We start from the raw sequence: 20,548 nt of genomic DNA, 5'->3' as shown, positions 1-20,548 counted from the left end.
CGTTACCACTCCTTCTGCTTCGTTTTATGTGCTAATCACGTTCAAACGGCTGGATCACAGGCACCGCATGAACGTTATTCTTAACCCATATCACAGATACAGATAATACACTTAGAGACAATAGACAACTGACTACAAGAATGGACAGGAAGCGGGTGATTACTTTAAACTTTTTCATCCATCCCTTCTCCTCTTGTTAATCATGTATTTGTGGAATCATGTTACTCATAGGTCACTGGACGGTGTCACTAATTTCATGATCTCGGCGGCGACAATATCCGGTTGACTGTTGTGGATACTGTGTGTCGCTTGTGGAACCGTCAGCTGTGTTCCGTGTCTTGACCATGAAGCAAAATTCGCTTGGTCGTCCTGCCATGCATGACTGTCCTCATCCAACTCCTCCGAACCGGCTGTGAGGATCGTCAGGGGGAAGCCAAACTTCGTTTTGTTCTCAAGCACACACGCTGCATTTGTTCTGGAATTCCGAACCTCTTCCATGACATTGTCATTGTACGCATGTCTCAGCGTGGATATCGTGACGGCTTTTTTCATCGGTTCCGTTACCAGATTGGGGTCAATGACCAGAGATGCCATCATGCGATCCGATTGCAACAATGTTCGTGCGATGCCTGTTTTCACCAGAAAACGGGACCCATCCATCATCCATTCCGGTGTATTGAGGTCCGTACGACTGTAATACTCCGGGCTTCCGCCATCGATCATGACCATGCCAGCCACCTCATCAGGATACCTTTGCGCAAACCGCAGTGTCTCCAGCGCACCCAGGGAGTGACCGACCATGATGTAAGGGGGACGTTGACCGGATGTGCGCAGCAATTGATGGATCTCTTCCGAGATGGTATCAACATCACGAGGATCATCCGTATAGTCGCTGTATCCGTATCCGAACCGATCATATACCGCAATTTTCACCTGTGATTTCAACTTGTCATATAGCGGACTGAAATCCACATACGGATTGGGTGTACCCCAGCCTGAGGCAAACACCACGGTTACCTCTCCTTTTCCAGCGGTGTAGAGGTGCATATTGCGACCACTCACTTCATAATACTTGCCTGGCGGGGGATAGGACTTCATATCCTGCGTGGATTGATATGCTTCATACGCTGTACCTGCCAGCAGCAAAAGTCCTGTGGCAAGCATGATGCCTCCCAGCACTTTTAACCCTCTCCGTAACCCCATCTTCATCTTCTCTACCCCTTACCCCAAAGGTTCATCTATATATGTATGCTTCAATCGTACCCAAGAAATAGCGGGATTGAAACAATCCCGAGTCCAGTTCTTTCCCCAACCAAAGTCCAGTGTCCCTCCCCTACCTGTGACGCAAAAAAAACTGCAAATCTCCCATTCAGGAAACTTGCAGTTCATCTATACTTGTATTCTAAAACTCTTACCTCAATCTATCTCACGATGATCCTTACCTATAGTTGCAAAGTAAGACCCACCGGGCAATGATCACTGCCCATCACGTGGCAGTCGATATGCGCATCTGCCACCTTAGGTGCCAATTGATTGGATACTAGAAAATAATCAATGCGCCAGCCCACGTTCCGTTCTCTAACCTTCGGCATATAAGACCACCAGCTGTATACATCCGTACGATCCGGATACAGATGGCGGAAGCTGTCTACATACCCGGAAGCAAGCAAATCAGTCATCTTGCCACGCTCTTCAAGGGTAAATCCGGAATTGCCCAGATTGGGCTTCGGATTCTTCAGGTCAATCTCCTGATGAGCCACATTCAGGTCACCACAGACGATAACCGGCTTAGTCTGCTCCAATTGCAGAATGTACCCCCGGAATCGATCCTCCCATTCCAGACGGTAAGGCAGCCGGGTCAGATCCCGCTTCGCGTTAGGGGTATAGACGTTCACCAGATAAAACTCATCATACTCCAGTGTAATCATCCGTCCTTCCGGCTCACTGTCCTCCTCCATCCCGTAACGAACAGATAAAGGTTTGATTCGGCTAAATACAGCCGTGCCGGAATATCCTTTTTTGATCGCATAATTCCAATATTGATAAACATCTTCCCCCAGGTCCATCTCAATCTGTCCGGCTTGTAATTTGGTCTCCTGAAGGCAGAAAATGTCCGCCTGACTCTCCTGATAATAATCCATGAATCCTTTGGTCACACATGCCCTTAAGCCATTCACATTCCAGGACACCAGCTTCATATCCTCATCTCCTCACATCTCTCCAATATAGCATGAGCTCATTCAGAGGGACAAGCCTCATGGCTCTGGAATGAGATGGAGTCATTGGAATCCTTATGGGGCTAGCTTGCCTATATTTCGCTTCGTAACTTAGAGAACACCGCAAGGTCAATATATCTGCCTTTCTCAAACTCATGCTGCCGCAGTACACCTTCCTGTTGAAAATCAAGTTTATGTAACAGGTGAATTGACGCCTCGTTCTCCGGTTCAACCTTTGCTTCGATCTTGTTGAGCTGCATGCATGTGAATCCAAAATGTAACACAGCATGGGCCACTTCAGTCATAACACCGCGGCCCCAGAAAGAGGAACGCAAATCGTATCCAATCTCTGCACGGTTATGTACATCTTCATAGTTCAGGAACCCACAGGTTCCGATCACTTTACGAGTTTCACGGTCTTCGATCATCCAGCGTAAACCCGTGTGTTCCTTGAAAATCTTCGTATACCAATTCATCTCACCCTGTGCATCCTCCACGGATTCAAAGGGAGTGAACGGCATATATTGAACCACAGCTTCATCGGAATATAACGCGAGCAGATCATGGCTGTCCCCAGCCTCTGCTGACCGGAGGATGAATCGTTCTGTCTGAATTAATGGAAATAGATCAAACCTAAATTGCTCACTCATGCGAGGTCTCCTTTGCAACATTCAGTGTAGAAGTCCATTTTACTACACTTGCCTTCATCAAGCTTTTACTATTAATATGTTCTATTAAGGCATTACTGTAGAAAAGAATACATAGGAGAGGACGTGCTATTATCACACAATCATATGACGTTATTATCGTTGGAGCCGGCTCCATGGGTATGAGTGCAGGTTATTATCTATCGCGCAGTGGATGCAAAACTTTATTAATCGATGCCTTTGATCCTCCGCATACGGAAGGAAGTCATCACGGGGATAGCAGACTGATGCGCCATGTGTACAGTGGTGGGCCTGACTATATTGCCATGGCATTACTTGCACAGAAGTTATGGCACGAGCTGGAGGAAACGACCGGAGACCAACTTTTTGTTCCTTCCGGTGTAATAAATGTGGTAGATCCGGAGATTCATTCCTTCCACAACCGATTGAGCCATGCAGATGATGCAGGTATTCGGTATGAAACGTTGCACGCAGCCGAGGTGATGAAACGCTGGCCAGGTATTACAGTACCTGAACATTACGAGGGCATGTATGAGCCTGATGCGGGTTATCTGTATAGTGAACCCTGTATTCGTGCCTTCCGCAAAGCAGCCGAGGCTCATGGTGCCACCTTGTTAACACACACTCGGGTGGAGCATATCGAATACGGACCACATTCCGTGGCAGTTCAGACTTCAGGTGGCGAGACATACCATGCAAATCAAATCATCCTGAGCGCTGGCGCCTGGTTTCAGACATTAAAACCTTTCGTGGATCTCCCCATTCAGGCAGTGCGTAAAACGGTTGGATGGTTTGATGCACCACAAGCTTTGTACGGCGAGGCACACTTCCCCGGTTTTACACTGGCAGGAAAAGAAGGTACATATTATGGATTTCCAAGCATCGGCGGATCAGGTCTGAAGATGGGTCGTCATGATACGGGCCAGGTGTGGACACCAGGAAGTACAATGGCTCCATTTGGTACGGAAGAAACGGACGAGGGGGATCTGCGCAGGCTGCTCGAACTTCATATGCCTCAGGCAGCTGGAGAATTGAAACGTGGTAGTGTGTGCAAGTATGAATTCACTTCGGATGAAGATTTTATCATCGACCGACACCCTGCCTATGAACGTGTGTGGCTAGCAGGCGGTTTCTCCGGTCATGGCTTCAAGTTTGCAAGTGCCATTGGGCAGATTCTATCCGACTTGGTGCAAACGGGGTACACGGATCAGGATATTAGCAGGTTCACCCTATCCCGTTTTTGTTAAGTACCAGCTGGGTGGATGAATATATGTATGTCTAAAATAGCTACTTTTCTTGAGGGTGCAGTGTTGCTTGGAGCACTGCACCTCCAAGAAAAAAGGACACGTAATAACGTTTAATTCATGCGTACTCACACTAATTAACTTTGACTAGGCTCCATTGCTGATTGGCTCCGCCGTTGTCGGCCCACTGAATGGTTGAGGCACCCGCGGTTAGAGACCCTTGATTGATGTCAACCGTCAGGCCACTGTTTCGATTCGCAAGTACCACATATCCTCCCACATCAATTGGCAGCCATTGCTGATTGTTGCCCCCGTTATCCTGCCACTGAATCAGAGCGGCTCCGCCTTGTGTAGAACCCGAATTCACATCCAGCAAAAGCCCACTGCCCACATTGCGGATGTTGTAATATCCGTTACCTGCGGACTCCAGCTTCCACTGCTGGTTGGCTGCTCCATTATCATTCCACTGAATGATTGTTGCCCCACCCGTAGAAGAAGCACCGTTAACATCGAGTGCAAGTCCACTATTGCGGTTGATTAATTTGTAGATGGCCCCGGATTCATATCCTGTACCGCCATTGTAAGTTGCACCGGAAATGACGTAGGTTGTGACCGAATTGGCCTTGGCTGTAGCCGTAAAGGTTTTGTTTTGCACCGAAATATTGGTCAGTTGCTGCAACTTCTCAGTCGAAGAGGTCCGATATACCTGAGCAGACGTGCCTGTGTTCGTAAAACGACTGAGATCATAGGTTACCGTTGTATCCGTCGATTCCGAATTGGTCGTGACCAACACGACTTTGCCGGAAGCCGCATCATAGGCTGCAAGGGTATTGGCATCACTCATGCCGATAATCTTGTACCCAGGACGAATAAATTTGCTGTAATTACCCATGACATAGTATTTTTGGTTCACGGTATAACTGGTCGTTTGGGTATTGTTCAACACGTTTTTGAAGAATCCCCATCCGTCGGCACTATCCACGGCTTGCCAATACACCCATCCACTTGCGCCCATATTGCGAATATCCTTGAGGATGGTTCGTGACATCGTAAGTCCGCTTGCATCCCCATCGCCATATTCCGAGGTCCACAGATGTTTGCCCGCAGACGTCGCTGTGTTGCGCAAAGCCGTACGATTGCTTCCACCATACGTATGCGTATTGATCTGAGTAATCGCTGATTTAACCGCATTGCTGTAGCTATTGAACGACACATTGGTATCATCGATACTGTATTCTTCCGGTGCGCTCAGCTTCGTGGACAGACCCTTCGCATTCAACGAAGCTTGTAGCTGACTCAGAATTGTGTTCTGATCCGCCCGGTCAAAGTGCATGCCCTCCTGGTCATTGCTCTGCTTCCACCATGTCGAGATCGGTTCATTCAGCGGAGTTACACTATCAAATGTGATCCCCCAGTTATCCCGAAAATGCTTCACAACCTCGGTTAAGTAATCGGCAAAATCATCGTAGTAATCGGGCTTGAGGTTGTTACCTCCATTGGCCGAACCGGACACATTACCACTGATGGTCATCCAGTAAGGTGCGGAATTCGCAAAAGCTTCGATGACATTCACGCCTTGCGCTTTGGCAGCTTGCAGCATATATCGTTGGTTTGCATCTGCATTCCAGTCATACACGCCCGGAGAAGGCTGGTAACCAGGAACGGCTTTGCGATATTCAAGGATATTGGACGATGGATTATCCCCGCCTCCAATGTTGTACCGCAGGATATTCAGCCCCAGTCCGGTATTCGCGTTGAACATTTTCTCCACATACTCATCCCGATTGGAGTATTCTCCAACCACCTTGCCCCACCACGCGAGGGATGTTCCCCATCCTTCCATCGTCTGATATTGCTTCGATGGATCGGCAACAGCCGTGTAGGCTCCCGCAGCAGATACCTCTGTGCCCAGACCCAAACTACTTGTTAGCAGACTTCCTGCCAGCAGCAGCGAGCTCATTCGTTTTAACCACTTCATCCGCTTCACTCCTTATTATTTTTTAGAAAACGAACACCCATTATTGTGCAACCTCTCGGAAGGTCGCGTCTGACTTATCAAGTGCGGTAACGACAGCTTCCAATTTCAGCACATTGTTGTAATGTCTAAGATACAGGTTCGGATTACTAAACGAGGCATATGATGTCCAACTGGCGTTAGCAAGTCCATTTACCCGTTTGAACGTGGCGTCATTTCGGAAGGTAGTGCTGCCGTCATTTTTCACGAGTGTGATGTTGCCATTATTATTGCGCAGGAAATAACCCGGATAATTCATGGACTCAAACGAAATGCCTGTTGCATTCGACAGCCCGGGAACGATACGGAATTGTGCATCCTCCGCCGGACTGACATTGGCATCGATCCGTGCCTGATAGTTGTAGTGACGTATGAAGCTGCCTGGCACATTGAATGACTCCAGCTTGCGGATATCACCCGGCTGTCCGGACTCTTTCAAATACGGTCATATGCCGGACCAGTCCGGTAAGACCCGCAATCTCTTGTTTGGCACCCCAGGTCTGGAAGTTATCAGCAGAGTCGCTGTAATAATATTTTTGTGTTGCATAGCCGTCAAAGTAGATTCGCCAGGAACCATTATCCAGCTGAACAAGCGCCGGACCTTCCACCCAAGAGCCCCAACCTGCCCAATCTCCTGTACCTTTGAAGGTATAAGGACCCTTTAGCGAAGTGGATGTCGCATATTCGATGTATTTAGTGGTCTCGTTTTTGGTAAAAGCATGATAGGTTGAGCCTGTCTTCACAATAAAAGTGTCGATATAATTGGGAGCAATGCCTGCCAGTTCAGTAGGTGCAGACCATGAGGTAGATGTTAGATTGCTGCCTGAAGCGGTAATGACATAAGGTTTGAAATTCTCATAGTTGCCTGGTGAGAGGGACACGATAACGTTCAGACTGCCGTTGCTGTCTTTGAACCATTCCGGTGCCCAGGTGTGTGCGATTGTGGCAGGTGTGGATAATGTAATGTTACGAACAAATGTCCAGTTTACCTTATCCGTGCTGGAGGCGATGCCGATGGTGTTACCCGACCAGTTCGTGGTGTAGACGACGTAATATAGACCATCTGTGTGCTTCATGATGCTTGGATCGCGGATCAGATTGGCCGGAGGTGTATAGGCTGGCCCTTTTAGCAAACCGTAGTGTGTCGCATTATAGGATTCATAGATATACATATTGGACTCACTTGTGTTCGTGAAGGCGGATATCGTATAGACACTTGTCGCTGCTCTGGCTGTATTGGGGAATACCATGGTTAATAGAAGCAATGTTCCAAGCAGCAGGATCATCCCGGCCTTGAAACCTTTGGACTCTCCTACTCCTACTCCTACTCCTATTCCCTCTTCCTTCTTCGTCAACATTGGGTCATCTCCTTATCCATGAGTGATGAACAGAGGATTACCTTACTGTATTACCAAAGACAAAGCGTACCTGGGACTGCCACTGATGAGCAACACCTCACGACTACCTGTTCAAATTCCAATTACATGAAGCATCACTCCCTTCACAAGTCATGGATGAACACTCTTTATATATGTAAACGGTTACAATTCATTAATCTACAAGTGTTACCTTAGTTCGTTGTACCAACCTGATCACCACAGTTCCCCCATTCCCTTAGCTAATTCACTCACAAGACTGAATCCAAAGATTCACAAGCTCGGGTTATTTGACTAAGAAAATGAGGTAGTGTGACTGTGTTAAAAGGTGAAACGTAGCGTGCGACTCGAACTATCTCGATCCAGTTCTTGTTCTCAACCATAGTTGAATCGGTAAGACAGCTAACGATCCATACATGAACTATTCCACCGCAACCCACGGATAACGGGATAATGCGTCCAACAGGAATCGTACCCGTTCTGGCGTTTTTCCTTCTTCATCGAACAAAAGTAATTCATTCTCTTCCTGTAGCCATGCTACTGGAATTTTGTAATCCTCTTGCGGACCAATCTGCCAGTAACGGCCCAGATGATGTCCGTTCAGGTGAATCGTTCCTTTGCTCATCCCGGTCAGGCGAAGCATCAGATTCACTTTATGATGCTCCGAAACCGCAGGCTTCGCGAAACGCCAGCGGTACCAGACCGGCTGACCATACGATCCTCGGATTGGAGTATGATTGGATACAGGGTGAGACTTCTCACTCAATGTAGCACGATTAACCGATTCATTCGTGGTGTGGGGCACCAGATTGGCAGTACAATTGCCACCTGCGGCGATACCAGGCTGTCCTGCACGCTGGATTGACCCCTGTGCTCCAGGATGGATCGATTCCTGTCCTACCTCGTAGCTCACCCATTGTTGCGGAAGCAATGCATCCGTCCCTGCCATACGCCAATCCTTCAGTTCTCCCTGACTCGGATATGTGATTAGTTCCAGTCGATCCAGCGAAGAGCGGCTATACGGCATTTCCAGTGTATTTGTCTCTCCGGGCTTGATATACAAGGATATGTCTAACGTCTGGAAGGCAAACCAATCCTGATATCCTTCCATCGGAACTTCGATGCCATTGATACGAAGGCCTTTGCTCAGTGCACCCACGAGAATCGCACGATCCATGCCATCCAGCGTAAAGCTTCTGCTCAGAAGTGGAGATTCTTGGAGAGAGTTCACCTCATCGAGATGCACAAGTCCACTCTCCATACGCCAATCCCGACGAATATCCTGAACCTTGCCATCCAGATACACAGCACCAGCCAGACCTTTGCTCTCACCTAAATACGGAGAGAAGTTCAATCTGCCCATATGCTGTACCAGAATCTGAAGTGTATTCTTCCCTTTGGCCACCTGCAACTGCACTCCAGCGGCACCTATCTGACGCACTAGTGCCTGCTGAACACCATTAACGATGATTCTGGCAGTATCTTGGATATCCGGCAAAATGAGGTTAGTGATCCCTTCGGTTGGACTCTCGAAATCACATTCGTACAATAGATAACCAAAATCTTGTCCGTATCGGGAAAAGTCTTCGGGTTGTCCACTCGCCGAGCGTTGCTTCGCAGTTAACGTAATACGTGACATCTCAGGAGAATCAGACAACGTCGGCGCACTCGGTAATGTCCACGGAAGCTGCTGCTGTATACCTGTAATAGACTCCTCACCGTCAAAGAACTCGTGACCTGTTAACGTCCGTTCTCCATCTGTCCAGTCACCAAGCAGCATTATCATGCGATCCGGATCCGTGATCATGCCCTTGACCTGACCAGATGACAACACGTCCACGTCATCGAACCCGATCACATAACGTAGTCCCTTCTGATCTGTTGCTTCCAATCGCCATGTTCGATTCATCATCTCTTGATCCAGAATGACGAAACGGATCGGTGTGCCGTTTGCTTCCAGTTGAATCATTCCCGGCTCTTGGAAATGGAACAGGTCGAAGCGGTGTACATTCCTTGATGAATCATGCTCGACCAGCACTTGCAGCGAACTGTCCATGACGTTCAAGTCCACGGCTTCCAATTCAACTATGGAACGCTGCCCTGCTGGGGCCACGATGAACAGGGTCAATACTCCATTGATCATTTCATTGCCCGTAATCATCGTTCCTGCAGTCAGGTATACCTGTTCAGCAATCTGTACTCGATCCAGCAACGGAACAATCTGTCCTGGATTCAGCGATACGGGAAGAGTCCGGCTTTCCTCTAGCGTAATGTGCATGGTCTCCCGTTCATCCTTGTGACTCTCCAGGAACCAAATCTTCTGGTTGTTAGCCTGTCTGCCTCGTACAGATATGCCTTCAGGATGACGTACAACGATCTGTTCTTCTGGAATTTCCTCTGTTTCCATCAGAAGGGCCCCGAAAGCATGGACGAAATAGGACAAATTCTTGGTTACTGCATATTTCGGTGTCACCCGTCCATATTCGTTCAGCGGTGCATCATAGTCATAGGACGTAATCATGAAGATGTCACTGCTACCCATCGTTCTGCCGCCATATCCTCCGAAGTTCGTGCCACCATAGAACATGTAGTGACTGATTCCGGTATACCCGGCACGCAAAATCTCCATGATACGTCTCTCCAGCAAAGGCGCTGTCTTCTGAATGGCTGAAGGCCCTCCCCAATTCTCAAACCATCCGGTCCAGAATTCAGTGACCATCTTCGGGGTGTCCGGCTGTTTGACTCGAAGTTTCTCATAATGCCCGTCAGCACCTGACCAGAAATTAGCCCCTTCAATGGTGCCTTCCGCCCCGCCAACGCAAGTGATCAGCGTAGCGTCAATGCCACGTTGCAACAATCCATCTCTCAGCGTATTCATATGGTCACTTGCAGCAGCGTCATCCATAAGATACCCGTATTCATTCTCCACCTGAACGAGAATGACCGTGCCCCCAGCGGACAGCTGGCGTTCCCGAATAATTGGCACAAGCCGGTCAAAATACAAATTCACATAGTGCAGATACGTCTCATTGTTTTCCCGGAATTTCACGCCGTCCTTCGTACCAAGCCAGTATGGAAAACCGCCAAAATCCCATTCTGCACAGATAAACGGACCCGGACGTGCGATGACCCACATGCCCAGTTCTGCACACAAATCCAGAAATGCTCCGCAATCGTTGTCCCCTTCAAAGGACCACCGTCCTTCTTCCGGTTCATGCACGTTCCACGCAAAGTAGGTGTCGATGCAGTTCATGCCTGCCAGCTTCGCCTTCAGCAGAACCTCACGCCATTCCTCCTTTGGCATACGGAAATAATGGATCGTTGCACTGTTCAGAAATACACGCTCTCCATTCAGAAAAAAACTGCGTGCATCGTATGTTAATTCAGATTGAACACTGTTCTCAGCCCTGGCGGTGTTCTTATCCTGTTCCTGCAGCAAAAGGGATGCTTTCTCTGTCAAAGATATCCCCTCCTTCTCTTTATTGATATAAATTGAACTAAAGCTTATTTACACTGCGCACTTCGATGACAGAATAACCTTCCGATCGCTGTTATCCCCAGATTTTTTGATTTTCTTTTCTCAAAGGGGAAAATCCGGGGATAAAGGCGAGCGCTTCGCTTCTTCAGGTTTTTTCTGTCCTCTCCGTTTGGTGTAAATGTTTAATTCAATTTATATAGTTTCATATGTCCTATGACTTTTTTAAAAATATAAGGCAAAACAAATCCGTTGAACTAGATGACAATTTACACCGAGACTACAATGACAGAACAACTTTCAGATCACTGTTATCACTTTGACTGCAACGTTACGCCTTCCAGTACAACGGTTGTGATGGAATTGTCGGCCGTAGGCACTTCCAGTCCGTTAGCGTACACCGGTATGTCTTCAAGCTTCTCCATATTTCGCTCTGGTGAAGTCTGATACACCTGCGCGTTGGATGATTTTCCATACGCATACCCTTCCAGTTCAAACGCCGTTGTTCCAGCCGACAATTCATTACGAATCACCAGCACCAGTCGTTGATGTTCTGCGTCATAGGCAGCCAGCGTACGTCCACCATCCGTTGGAATAATCGTCGCGCCGGGACGAATGAACTTCGTAAACTGGGCCATGCCGTAATACTGTTTGGTCATCTCGTACTGCTCTTCTCCGTTAAAATTGGCATGAATGAAGCCCCAGTTATTATTGGCGCCTTCATCTTCAACGGCCTGCCAGTATACCCAGGCGGATGGCTGCATGATTTTCAGATCAAACATGATCCGCTCCGCCAACTCCTGCACCGAGGTCATATCCTCATGACTGTGCGGCTCGCTGCCGCCGGTTCCGTACTCGGACATCCACAGCTTCTTGCCATGGCGCTCTGCCAGCGTGCGCAGCTCTTCCATTTTGCTACCATTATAGGAGTGGGTATTGATCTGCTGGATTACGTCCAGCGTGTCCTGATCATAGAGGTTGAAATTAAACACCGTCTCATCAATACTGTTATCGTCCGCGGCACTAATGACGGTTCCATCCAGTCCTTTGCTCTTCAACGATGCAGCGACTTTCTTGATAATCTCGGCCTGCTTCTCATTCGTAAAATGACTGCCTTCCTGCATATTGCCTTTCTTCCACCAGTCGGAGGAAGGTTCATTAAGCGGATTCAGTGTACGGAAAGTGATCCCCCACTCGTCCCGATAATGCTTCACAACTTCGGTCAGATAATCGGCAAACGCATCATACTGGTCGTCACGCAGGTTATTGCTGCCATCCACGGCTCCGGTAACCGATCCACTAATCGTCATCCAGTAGGGTGGTGAATTGGAGAATGCTTCAGCAATGTTCACGCCGCGCTCCATCGAGCCTTGTAGTACAGCACGCTGACCTGCATCGGCATTCCAATCCCACTCCCCAGGTTCAGGCTGAAAGCCAGGTACATCCCCACCGGGACGGAGGGCTTTCATCTCCGGATTTTCCTCACCGCCAATATTGTAACGAACGATGTTCAGACCTAATCCTTTCTCCGGGTCAAAGACCAGATCCATCACTTCACTCACTTTCGCCTGATCCTTCCATCCCCCAAGATCGTTGGCCCACCAGGCAAGTGACGTGCCCCAGCCTTCAAAATGATCATAGGACTGATCCAGCTTCAAACGTACAGGCTGCCCTTGGAACTCAAGTGTTTTGGATGATTCATTGGCAAAATGATTGATAACAATTCCTCCTCCTGCCAGCAGGGCAACCAGGGCCACACCCATGAGGATGTAACTCCGTTTGCTCCTGCTGCGTTGTTCTTTATGCGCCATGGGCTATACAATCCTTTCTCCATGTACGTTAATGACTTCATTGACCTTGAACAACAGGTTCAATACATACACGCTACACACCTTCTGTTACTTGATTCCGCTGCTTCCGCCGCTAATGTTCGCTTCATAGACATAACGTTGTCCAAACAGATAGACCAGCACCATCGGAATGGTGAGGAAAAGGGAAGCGATCATGACAAGGTTCCAAGGCGGCATCTGTCCGCCACCTACCGTAGTCAACAGCTGCACCCCGAGTGCAAGCGGCATTTTCTCCGGGTCATTGATATAGATGAGCGGCCCCATGAAGTTGCCCCAGTTATAGGAAAATGAGAAGATCGCAATCGCTGCCAGAATTGGATACGTCAGTGGCAGTATGATCCTCCAATAGATTCCCGGGTGGCCCATTCCGTCGATCATGGCGGCTTCATCCAGTGATTTGGGAATACTCATGACGAACTGTCGAATCAGGAATACGTTGAACGCTCCGGCGAAAAAGCTCGGTACGATCAGCGGGTAAAATGTATTAATCCAGTCCAGGTGACGGAAGATGATGAACTGCGGTACCATCGTCACCTCACCCGGAATCATCATCGTACTGAGCAACACAATAAACAGGAAACGGCTTCCTTTCGCTTTGATCCGGGCGAAGCCGTAGGATACGACCGAGGCTGATAATACCGATCCGACAATCGTAAAGACGGTGATGATAATCGAGTTTTTGAGATACGTACCAAGATTGTTATTCGTGAAGATCGTATAGAAGTTCGACCATTGGAACTCCATCGGTACGAAGGTAAAGGCTGACTTGACGGTTGTTGCGTCACTTGCCAGTGCAATGGAGATCATGTACAGGAAAGGTGAAGCAAGCAGCACCCCGACCAGAATCAGAAAAATGTAGGATATCGTCTTCTCTACAGTCGATGGATTACTCATTGGCTTTTCCCTCCTCGTAGTGCACCCATAGCGCCGATGAACGGAATACAACCAGTGTCAACGCCATGATGATAATGAATAGTACCCAGGCAATCGCCGATGCATATCCCATTTTGTAGAATTGGAATGCATTCTGGAACAAGTAGGGAACGACCATCTGACTTGAATTATCAGGTCCGCCGGCAGTGACGATGAAGACCTGCGCGAAGGTCTGGAGCGCTCCGATCATGCCAGTCACGAGATTGAAGAAAATGACGGGAGTCAGCATCGGGAATGTAATATGGAAGAACGATTGTGTACTTTTCGCACCATCGATGGCAGCGGCCTCGTAGAATTCCTGCGGTATTCCTTTCATACCTGCAAGCAGTAATACCACACCACCACCCACACCCCATAAGGACATGAGAATCAATGCAGGTTTAACCCAGTTCGGATCAAGAAGCCAGGCAGGACCCTGAATACCGAAGATCGCAAGTGCCTGATTGATCAATCCTTCCGTCGGCGCAAGCAAGTGGATGAAGAGCAATGAACTCGCAACCACCGGAACGACGGAAGGCAGGTAGAACAGAATCCGGAAGAAAGTAATACCTTTGATCTTCTTGTTCAGGTAATACGCGATCCAGAGCGAGATCGACATGCCCAGAGGGATCGATATCAGGGCGTAGAAGAACGTATTTCCCACCGCTTTCCAGAAGATCGGGTCATCCGTCAACAGTGTTTTGTAGTTGTCTATACCGATAAATTCAGGGGACTGGAACAGATCCCAGTTCGTGAAGCTCATATAGATGGAAAATAGGATTGGTCCCAGGGTCAGCCCCAGAAATCCGAGCAGCCAAGGCGAGATGAAGATATAAAACCATTTCCCGTCCTTTTTTTTCACGTTAAGCCCTCCCATGACGCAGAGAGCAGATGAAATCCGCATTCACGCCGAATTCCACCTGTCCTCCTGTCGATGCTATTTGAACAACCTCTATTTGTAGAGTCTTTCCAGTCCACTCTGGATTTCGGTTACGGTATCATCAAGCGAAGCTTTGTTATTGAAGTACACACCCAGCTTGTCGTTAATGAGCTTCATCATTTCGTTCCATTGCGGGTTGAATGGTTCTGCATAGATCGTCGATTCACTGAACGCAGCCATGTTAATTTTTTTGCCACCATATTCAGCATTGAGGAATTCATCACTGGACAGACCCGCTTTGGTTGCAGGAGCATCCTGACCGGCTTTGACCATTGGCATCTGCGCTTCTGGTGTCGTCATTGCTTCAATCACTTTGAATGCCTCTTCCTTGTGTTTGGAAGCGTTGGTAATCGTTAAACCGTTGAAGAATGCGTTTGTTTCGCCCCATACCGGAGAAATATCCCAGTTGATGCCTTCGACCTTAGCAAGCGAACCAATGTTCCAGAAACCGGTTGTTTCCATGGCGATCTTGCCTTGTGCAAACAGCGGATCGGCTCCGATATTCCCCATGTCGGCAATCTCAGTTGGCGTTGGTCCTGCACCGTGGGTGAAGGTCAGATCATTCATGAATTGCAATGCTTTACGCACAGGCTCCGTATCGAAAGTTGGTTTGCCACTCTCATCGAACAATGAGCCACCGTTCTGGTAGATCAGTTGCATCCATTGCGGCCACCAGCTGCCTGGGTAGTAGCCCCATTGAGTCGTTTTGCCGTTCTCCTTCACCGTCAGCTTCTGAGCAGCCGCCATCAGATCATCCTGCGTCCAATCTTTGGTTGGGTATTCCACCCCGGCTTTATCAAACAGATCTTTGTTATAAAAGAGGACCATTGCGCCTGCCCGATCCGGCAAACCAAATTGCTTGCCATCATACTTCATCAGGTTTGCAATATCATCGGAATAACGCTCAGACATGTTCACATTGTTCGCCTTAATCATGTCATCCAGCGGTATAATCTGATTCTTGGAGGCGTAGGCCTGATAGTTCTCGGCAATCATCATGATGTCAGGTGCTGTTCCTCCGGCGATCATCGTCTGTACCTTCTGGTCATAATCTCCTGCAACCACGTTGAGTTTCACATTAATATCGGGATACGTCTGCTTCACGATGTCGAGCCGCTCCTGATAAATTTTCTTCTCATCCTCCGAGCCCCAGATCGTCATGCTCAAATCAACCTTGCCACCGGACTCGCCGGAAGAACCGTTTTTACTCCCGCTGCTACAGGCTGTCAGACCCATTACCATGACCAGCATCAATAACGAAATGACCTTTAGACTTCTTCTCATACGTTACGCCCCCTTGATATAATGAATGGATGACTACACTGAAACCCGTTTCATGAAATGGGTTTCATTAAGCTGAAACATAAAACCCGTTCCACTTTATGAAAGGGGTTTCATTCACGCACTCATTATATTTCACCCTTCGAGGAAATGTCAACGCTTTCTTTTCCAATTACAGGCCCTTTATCTTGCAGCAGGTCCTGTACTTTGACGCACAATCAGCTCCGGTTGCAGAATGATCTGCTTCTTCGGTTTGCCTTGGTTAATCAACTCATGCAGTACATCCACAGCCTGTTTGCCAAGCTGATACGTGTTCTGTGATACGGTTGTCAGTTCCGGTATAACGGCACTGGCGAGCGGTGTATCATCATAACCCACAATGGATATATCCTGTGGAATCGAGAGCCCATGCTCAATCGTCGACTTGATTGCACCAATGGCCGTATTGTCATTCACACATATGACCGCGGTTGGCGGATTGTCCCGATCCAGCAGTTTGGACATTTCCCGTTTGCCATCGTCGATGGAGAAGCTGCCGAGCAGTTGCCGTTCTTTTGGTATTTCGAGCCCATGCTCCCGAAGTTTCTTCTGCACAGCTCTGACCTTGACCATGGTGGTTGATAACTCTTTCAGCCCGCCGACAAAGGCGATATCGCGATGCCCCAGTTCAAGCAAATGCTCAGCTGCAAGGGCCGCCCCTGCTCCTTCATCGGTATACACCCGGTGGAACCCGCCTTTGGCAATATTGCCATTGACCAGCACGATCGGCATGCGTTTGCCCATATCAATCAATTCCTGCGCCATGTCATCCGGACAGACCTGCATGTTGATTCGCCCGCCGAGAAAAATAATCCCGTCTACCCGCTTCTCTCTCAGGATGGACAAATATTCAGATTCCCTGTTGTAGTCGCCTGCGGTATTGCACAGAAAGAAGGTATACCCCAATCCGCGAGCCTCATTCTCCGCACCCCAGAACACTTCCGGGAAAAACGGATTTGTAATGTCCGGCAGGATGATGGCAATGGTGCCCGTCTCTTTCTTGATCAGACTGCGCGCCTGCGCGTTGGGCTGAAACTGGTGTTTTTCGATGATGGACATAATCTTCTCTCGGGTGCTTGCACGCACAGGTGCCGTATCATTCAGTACCCGGGAGACCGTCGCTACAGATACATTTGCTTCCTTGGCGATGTCGTATATGGTGATCGGTGTCATAGCGGAACCTTCCTTTTTCTCTAATTTTCCCTATTTTCCCTGCTTATCATACCAGATAAGGAATGCTGATGAAATGGGTTTCATTGACGGGCGAATGATTTCACACTGAACCTATAGAAGTTCCGGGTATGACATTCATACGTGAATTGTTCGTTGTATTACGCATTAGCGTCAATATTTTCAACCGGACATGTTTGCTTTTCTTTATTTCACCTTCTAATCAGCGTTTAAGGTCCATATATTAAATTGTAAGCGAATTCATTGGAGATTAGAGGAGTGTGAACAACGTCATGATCATTCAAGTCAGTCCGCTGGCAGAAGCAAGACTTACTGAAAAGCTGGGAGATCGACCAGGCTATTTCAAATTGTTTTATGATACCGATGGATGCGGTTGTGACGGAATTGCGGTACTTCTGATCTTAAACGAACCGGATAGCGATGATGTTACCGTAGAAGCGGGGTCGCTTCCCTTTGTAATCAACAAACAGCAGCAGATTTACTTTGAACCCTCTCTGCGTCTGCAATCCGAGCACAGTTTCCCTTCATTCCGATTAAGTAGTGATTCCATGATCTATGGCAGTAATGTTAAAGTCCATGATTTACGAGATACCGCAGACGTAGCCCCTCAGCCCACTGGATGGTTTGTACGATAAACGTTGAATATGCACTATAATCAAAACCTCCCAATCCCATATGCTCCGTGGGACAGGAGGTTTTTTTATAAATTTCGATGAGTTCATTAGGCATTATTTTCGAAAACATTTCATATTCGTGCAGTGCCTCTGTACCTCTGCCAATCTATTTCCGACCATTTTTCAGGACAAAAGAGGTGAAAATTTGATTAATTAATATGGACTTTAGTTTAATACAAATAATTACAAGCAAACCGTATACTTAGATAACCACATATGAATTTAGGAGATACACAAAATGGAATACCTGATTAAAGATATAAGTCTAGTTATACCAAAAACACGGTTAGACAATGTATCCGTTTAGAAGTGTCGAGGAGGAAAATTGAAACTTATGAAGTCACCCACAATCCTGAACGTAGTCCGCATCTTGTTGAGTATTAAAGTTATATACCTCATTGTTTCTTTCAGTGTATTTCTCTATATTTTCAGTCAAAATCCTGAAGCCTTTGCCGGTTATCAAGTGAACGGCAATGATCTGATTAATTTCTCTAATGAAATTACTGGGAGAATCATATTTTTGATCATTCCTAGTTTGCTTGCTATCATTTGCATCACCAAACGACAATTCAGATCGACTGTTACGTTCCTGAGTATCGCTTTATTTATCGGACTACTGAATGAAGGATTATTAACTGGACTTATTCAACTATTCGCCTTGTTAGTTGTGCTCTTACATCGACCAAGTAAGATATTCTTAAAGCGCCAGGATTCAAATGACACAGAGACACAATACATCGCCAAGAAGAGCCTGACTTAAACGTCTGGCTCTCTTTTGCTTTGGTTTATTCACAAACAAATCCATTAAGCGTACTTATCTACCCGACAACTCAATGTAACTAAAATTACTTCACAAGAATTTCAATTGGATTCATGGTTAAAGAGATATCCGCGGTCATATCCACAATGAGATTTTGTTTCCCTTTTTTGGTTACCATAAATTCATCTTCAACCTCAACCACTTGACCTGATATAAATTCAGTTACATATCCTACATCCGTATAATTACGCTCCTCGTTACTACCGGAGAAGGAGAAACGAATTATAGGTTTTCCATGGGTAACTTCAACGGGTTTAATACCTGTATATTTTAAAGTCCCTTTTACTTTCATTGTCTCACCCGTGCCTATAACAGTTGGTGTTGTTACTTCGAGAACAAAATCAGATGCGACTACACGTTCAGTAACTTTATCTTCAATTTTCTCTGTTGATGAACACCCAGATAACATCGCGAATACCACTGATACCAACATTAAGATGCTATTACTCATTTTATTCATTTCACATCACCTCTCTCATACTCTAACGAATGATATATGGAGAGGGTTGCTCAATTCGTTCATTGATTCCCTGAAATATCTTTTACCAATAGTCCAATCATGTATCACACGAATTCAATTAACTTCCTATCTATTTCTGCGATATCACCAATCTCGGATGTGCCATCCCAAAGAATTATTGAAGAAGCTTCATCGTTTTCAACAAAATCATCAAGTTTGCACAGTTCACCCATGAACAGAGCTCCATACTCTGTCCGTTCCGGTCCATGAAAACTTGGCTGGAGTCTAAACTTCATTAGCCCTTTGAATTCAGCTGTATCCAGAATTTGATTGGTTTCCTCATACAATTCTCTAATTACAGCATCATATATAGTACTTAATAGAAGTCTACCGATCATTCAATAGTTAGACTAATTTAGAATCTCACCTTTATCTATTTTCGCCAAGCGTTTATGCCAAACTGCGAGTTGTTCAGGCGTTTGTCGCACCCAATCTTTCACTTCACCAACAATTTTTAGTGGGGCTATGCTGCGATATGATCGCGTCGGATTGCCTGGAAATTTCTTATCCGTCACATTTGGGTCATCTTCCCATTCGCCTGTCGGCTCAACGAGATACACGCGCGGTTCACCACCGCCTTTTGCCAACTCAGCAGCTAACCCAGCCCCATCACGCAAAGCTGTAAAATAAATGTGATTCATCACAACATCCGGATTGTAATTAGAGCGAAAGCCAGCTGTGAGCAAGTCACCAATCTGCAAATCTGCTCGTGTCCCATGATAAAAAGGACCTTTGTCAAGAATTTGAGCCATCTCGCCACCACCTCCAAATTTAGTAAGATGCTCTATTTTATCATGAACCTGCCCTTAGATTTTTCTCGCATAATACATCCATAGTGCCAAAAATACGATTAAAACAAATAATAAACAAGTTAGTAAGGTGTAAAATATCATGGTTGAATCCCGCTATGCGGCGCGGTGAAAAATGGAGACGCCTACGATTTCCGACACGGCTATTCATTAAGACTTCCCGATCGCAGACTTAGGATTGAAACTCTTTTCCCCATACTCTTATAGACTCGATGATACTCGACAATTTATTTCCTTGTTCAGTCAGGGAGTATTCTACTTTGGGTGGCACAGTGTCTTCTACGACCCTCTTCACAATCCCATCCGCCTCGAGTTCCCTGAGTTGTAAAGTCAACATCCGTTGTGTAATCCCTGGTATTAATCGTTTAAGTTCATTAAATCTGACCGATTTTTCGGATATAATGTCGATAATGATTCCCTTCCATTTTCCTCCTATCATATGTAAAACCATTTCAACAGGACAGGCCTTTATAACCTCTTCACTGCAGTCGCCATAATTTTTTAATCCATATCCCATAT

20 protein-coding genes are annotated in these 20,548 nt (G+C 47.0%); 3 read left to right on the top strand and 17 right to left on the bottom strand.

Annotated features, from left to right (window positions below; translation table 11 throughout):
* Positions 1 to 31: 31 nt before the first annotated feature.
* From IFU39_RS15175 to IFU39_RS15160, 4 genes are all read right to left on the bottom strand, one after another.
* Positions 32 to 178, bottom strand: a complete 147-nt coding sequence (locus IFU39_RS15175; RefSeq protein WP_165790037.1) for a hypothetical protein — start codon at positions 176 to 178, stop codon at positions 32 to 34.
* Positions 179 to 225: 47 nt separating this feature from the next.
* Positions 226 to 1,209 (bottom strand): alpha/beta hydrolase, encoded by a 984-nt coding sequence (locus tag IFU39_RS15170; RefSeq protein ID WP_192133439.1) that lies wholly within the window; start codon positions 1,207 to 1,209, stop codon positions 226 to 228.
* 233 nt (positions 1,210 to 1,442) lie between these two features.
* Positions 1,443 to 2,198 carry an exodeoxyribonuclease III gene (locus IFU39_RS15165; protein ID WP_036617303.1) on the bottom strand — a complete coding sequence of 252 codons (756 nt, stop codon included), beginning with the start codon at positions 2,196 to 2,198 and terminating at the stop codon, positions 1,443 to 1,445.
* Positions 2,199 to 2,308: 110 nt separating this feature from the next.
* Positions 2,309 to 2,866 (bottom strand): GNAT family N-acetyltransferase, encoded by a 558-nt coding sequence (locus IFU39_RS15160; RefSeq protein ID WP_192133437.1) that lies wholly within the window; start codon positions 2,864 to 2,866, stop codon positions 2,309 to 2,311.
* 131 nt (positions 2,867 to 2,997) lie between these two features.
* On the opposite strand from IFU39_RS15160, the gene solA reads away from it, so the two are divergent.
* The gene (gene solA / locus IFU39_RS15155; RefSeq protein WP_446740343.1) at positions 2,998 to 4,131 is read left to right on the top strand and encodes an N-methyl-L-tryptophan oxidase; all 1,134 of its coding nucleotides are present in this window, start codon (positions 2,998 to 3,000) and stop codon (positions 4,129 to 4,131) included.
* A gap of 130 nt (positions 4,132 to 4,261) precedes the next feature.
* Here solA and IFU39_RS15150 read toward each other — a convergent pair whose 3' ends face one another.
* The 9 genes from IFU39_RS15150 to IFU39_RS15115 form a co-directional block, all read right to left on the bottom strand.
* Positions 4,262 to 6,106 carry an RICIN domain-containing protein gene (locus IFU39_RS15150; RefSeq protein WP_192133435.1) on the bottom strand — a complete coding sequence of 615 codons (1,845 nt, stop codon included), beginning with the start codon at positions 6,104 to 6,106 and terminating at the stop codon, positions 4,262 to 4,264.
* A 40-nt stretch (positions 6,107 to 6,146) separates the two neighbouring features.
* The gene (locus IFU39_RS32935) at positions 6,147 to 6,581 is read right to left on the bottom strand and encodes an AbfB domain-containing protein (protein ID WP_244660988.1); all 435 of its coding nucleotides are present in this window, start codon (positions 6,579 to 6,581) and stop codon (positions 6,147 to 6,149) included.
* Positions 6,556 to 7,500, bottom strand: coding sequence for a glycoside hydrolase family 43 protein (locus tag IFU39_RS15145; protein ID WP_244660987.1), 945 nt, complete (start codon positions 7,498 to 7,500; stop codon positions 6,556 to 6,558). Before IFU39_RS15145 ends, IFU39_RS32935 begins: the two co-directional genes overlap by 26 nt.
* 439 nt (positions 7,501 to 7,939) lie before the next feature.
* Complete coding sequence (locus IFU39_RS15140) at positions 7,940 to 10,978, bottom strand: beta-galactosidase (protein ID WP_192133433.1); 3,039 nt, start codon at positions 10,976 to 10,978, stop codon at positions 7,940 to 7,942.
* 329 nt (positions 10,979 to 11,307) lie between these two features.
* A complete protein-coding gene (locus tag IFU39_RS15135) occupies positions 11,308 to 12,804 on the bottom strand; it encodes a glycoside hydrolase family 30 protein (protein ID WP_192133431.1) in 1,497 nt (498 codons plus the stop codon).
* 87 nt (positions 12,805 to 12,891) lie between these two features.
* A complete protein-coding gene (locus IFU39_RS15130; RefSeq protein WP_091013492.1) occupies positions 12,892 to 13,737 on the bottom strand; it encodes a carbohydrate ABC transporter permease in 846 nt (281 codons plus the stop codon).
* Positions 13,730 to 14,617: a carbohydrate ABC transporter permease gene (locus tag IFU39_RS15125; protein WP_091013489.1), complete on the bottom strand. Its 888-nt coding sequence runs from the start codon at positions 14,615 to 14,617 to the stop codon at positions 13,730 to 13,732. Before IFU39_RS15125 ends, IFU39_RS15130 begins: the two co-directional genes overlap by 8 nt.
* A 90-nt stretch (positions 14,618 to 14,707) precedes the next feature.
* Positions 14,708 to 15,979 carry an ABC transporter substrate-binding protein gene (locus IFU39_RS15120; protein ID WP_091013486.1) on the bottom strand — a complete coding sequence of 424 codons (1,272 nt, stop codon included), beginning with the start codon at positions 15,977 to 15,979 and terminating at the stop codon, positions 14,708 to 14,710.
* A gap of 180 nt (positions 15,980 to 16,159) precedes the next feature.
* The gene (locus IFU39_RS15115) at positions 16,160 to 17,188 is read right to left on the bottom strand and encodes a LacI family DNA-binding transcriptional regulator (protein ID WP_105599944.1); all 1,029 of its coding nucleotides are present in this window, start codon (positions 17,186 to 17,188) and stop codon (positions 16,160 to 16,162) included.
* Positions 17,189 to 17,478: 290 nt separating this feature from the next.
* Here IFU39_RS15115 and IFU39_RS15110 point away from each other — a divergent pair, with 290 nt between their 5' ends.
* Both IFU39_RS15110 and IFU39_RS15105 read left to right on the top strand, forming a co-directional pair.
* Entirely contained in the window at positions 17,479 to 17,841 is a 363-nt protein-coding gene (locus IFU39_RS15110; RefSeq protein WP_017687018.1) for an iron-sulfur cluster biosynthesis family protein, read from the top strand.
* A gap of 373 nt (positions 17,842 to 18,214) precedes the next feature.
* Positions 18,215 to 18,640, top strand: a complete 426-nt coding sequence (locus IFU39_RS15105; RefSeq protein ID WP_091013482.1) for a hypothetical protein — start codon at positions 18,215 to 18,217, stop codon at positions 18,638 to 18,640.
* A gap of 85 nt (positions 18,641 to 18,725) precedes the next feature.
* Here the strand turns inward: IFU39_RS15105 and IFU39_RS15100 are convergent, their stop codons facing one another.
* The 4 genes from IFU39_RS15100 to IFU39_RS15085 all read right to left on the bottom strand — a co-directional run bounded on the left by IFU39_RS15100 (position 18,726) and on the right by IFU39_RS15085 (position 20,546).
* On the bottom strand, positions 18,726 to 19,160 hold the full coding sequence (locus tag IFU39_RS15100; protein WP_091013479.1) for a hypothetical protein: 435 nt from the start codon (positions 19,158 to 19,160) through the stop codon (positions 18,726 to 18,728).
* 104 nt (positions 19,161 to 19,264) lie between these two features.
* A complete protein-coding gene (locus IFU39_RS15095) occupies positions 19,265 to 19,558 on the bottom strand; it encodes a hypothetical protein (RefSeq protein WP_192133429.1) in 294 nt (97 codons plus the stop codon).
* 12 nt (positions 19,559 to 19,570) lie between these two features.
* Positions 19,571 to 19,972, bottom strand: a complete 402-nt coding sequence (gene arr, locus IFU39_RS15090; protein ID WP_192133427.1) for an NAD(+)--rifampin ADP-ribosyltransferase — start codon at positions 19,970 to 19,972, stop codon at positions 19,571 to 19,573.
* A 229-nt stretch (positions 19,973 to 20,201) separates the two neighbouring features.
* Positions 20,202 to 20,546, bottom strand: coding sequence for a winged helix-turn-helix transcriptional regulator (locus tag IFU39_RS15085; protein WP_105599956.1), 345 nt, complete (start codon positions 20,544 to 20,546; stop codon positions 20,202 to 20,204).
* Positions 20,547 to 20,548 lie beyond the last annotated feature (2 nt).

The sequence above is a fragment of the Paenibacillus sp. CFBP 13594 genome (assembly GCF_014842675.1).
GTDB classification, from domain to species: domain Bacteria; phylum Bacillota; class Bacilli; order Paenibacillales; family Paenibacillaceae; genus Paenibacillus; species Paenibacillus amylolyticus_B.
The sequence above is the reverse complement of the archived record's forward strand: the minus strand, read 5'-3'. Positions and strand labels throughout refer to the sequence as shown.

What these genes read in the sequence shown, in the direction of transcription:
- IFU39_RS15175 (WP_165790037.1), bottom strand. Translation starts at nt 178, where the DNA reads ATGAAAAAGTTTAAAGTAATCACCCGCTTCCTGTCCATTCTTGTAGTC.
- IFU39_RS15100 (WP_091013479.1), bottom strand. Translation starts at nt 19,160, where the DNA reads ATGAATAAAATGAGTAATAGCATCTTAATGTTGGTATCAGTGGTATTC.
- IFU39_RS15135 (WP_192133431.1), bottom strand. Translation starts at nt 12,804, where the DNA reads ATGGCGCATAAAGAACAACGCAGCAGGAGCAAACGGAGTTACATCCTC.
- IFU39_RS15170 (WP_192133439.1), bottom strand. Translation starts at nt 1,209, where the DNA reads ATGAAGATGGGGTTACGGAGAGGGTTAAAAGTGCTGGGAGGCATCATG.
- IFU39_RS15095 (WP_192133429.1), bottom strand. Translation starts at nt 19,558, where the DNA reads ATGATCGGTAGACTTCTATTAAGTACTATATATGATGCTGTAATTAGA.
- IFU39_RS15120 (WP_091013486.1), bottom strand. Translation starts at nt 15,979, where the DNA reads ATGAGAAGAAGTCTAAAGGTCATTTCGTTATTGATGCTGGTCATGGTA.
- IFU39_RS15165 (WP_036617303.1), bottom strand. Translation starts at nt 2,198, where the DNA reads ATGAAGCTGGTGTCCTGGAATGTGAATGGCTTAAGGGCATGTGTGACC.
- IFU39_RS15115 (WP_105599944.1), bottom strand. Translation starts at nt 17,188, where the DNA reads ATGACACCGATCACCATATACGACATCGCCAAGGAAGCAAATGTATCT.
- IFU39_RS15130 (WP_091013492.1), bottom strand. Translation starts at nt 13,737, where the DNA reads ATGAGTAATCCATCGACTGTAGAGAAGACGATATCCTACATTTTTCTG.
- arr (WP_192133427.1), bottom strand. Translation starts at nt 19,972, where the DNA reads ATGGCTCAAATTCTTGACAAAGGTCCTTTTTATCATGGGACACGAGCA.
- IFU39_RS15105 (WP_091013482.1), top strand. Translation starts at nt 18,215, where the DNA reads ATGAAGTCACCCACAATCCTGAACGTAGTCCGCATCTTGTTGAGTATT.
- IFU39_RS15160 (WP_192133437.1), bottom strand. Translation starts at nt 2,866, where the DNA reads ATGAGTGAGCAATTTAGGTTTGATCTATTTCCATTAATTCAGACAGAA.
- IFU39_RS15085 (WP_105599956.1), bottom strand. Translation starts at nt 20,546, where the DNA reads ATGGGATATGGATTAAAAAATTATGGCGACTGCAGTGAAGAGGTTATA.
- IFU39_RS15145 (WP_244660987.1), bottom strand. Translation starts at nt 7,500, where the DNA reads ATGTTGACGAAGAAGGAAGAGGGAATAGGAGTAGGAGTAGGAGTAGGA.
- IFU39_RS15150 (WP_192133435.1), bottom strand. Translation starts at nt 6,106, where the DNA reads ATGAAGTGGTTAAAACGAATGAGCTCGCTGCTGCTGGCAGGAAGTCTG.
- IFU39_RS15110 (WP_017687018.1), top strand. Translation starts at nt 17,479, where the DNA reads ATGATCATTCAAGTCAGTCCGCTGGCAGAAGCAAGACTTACTGAAAAG.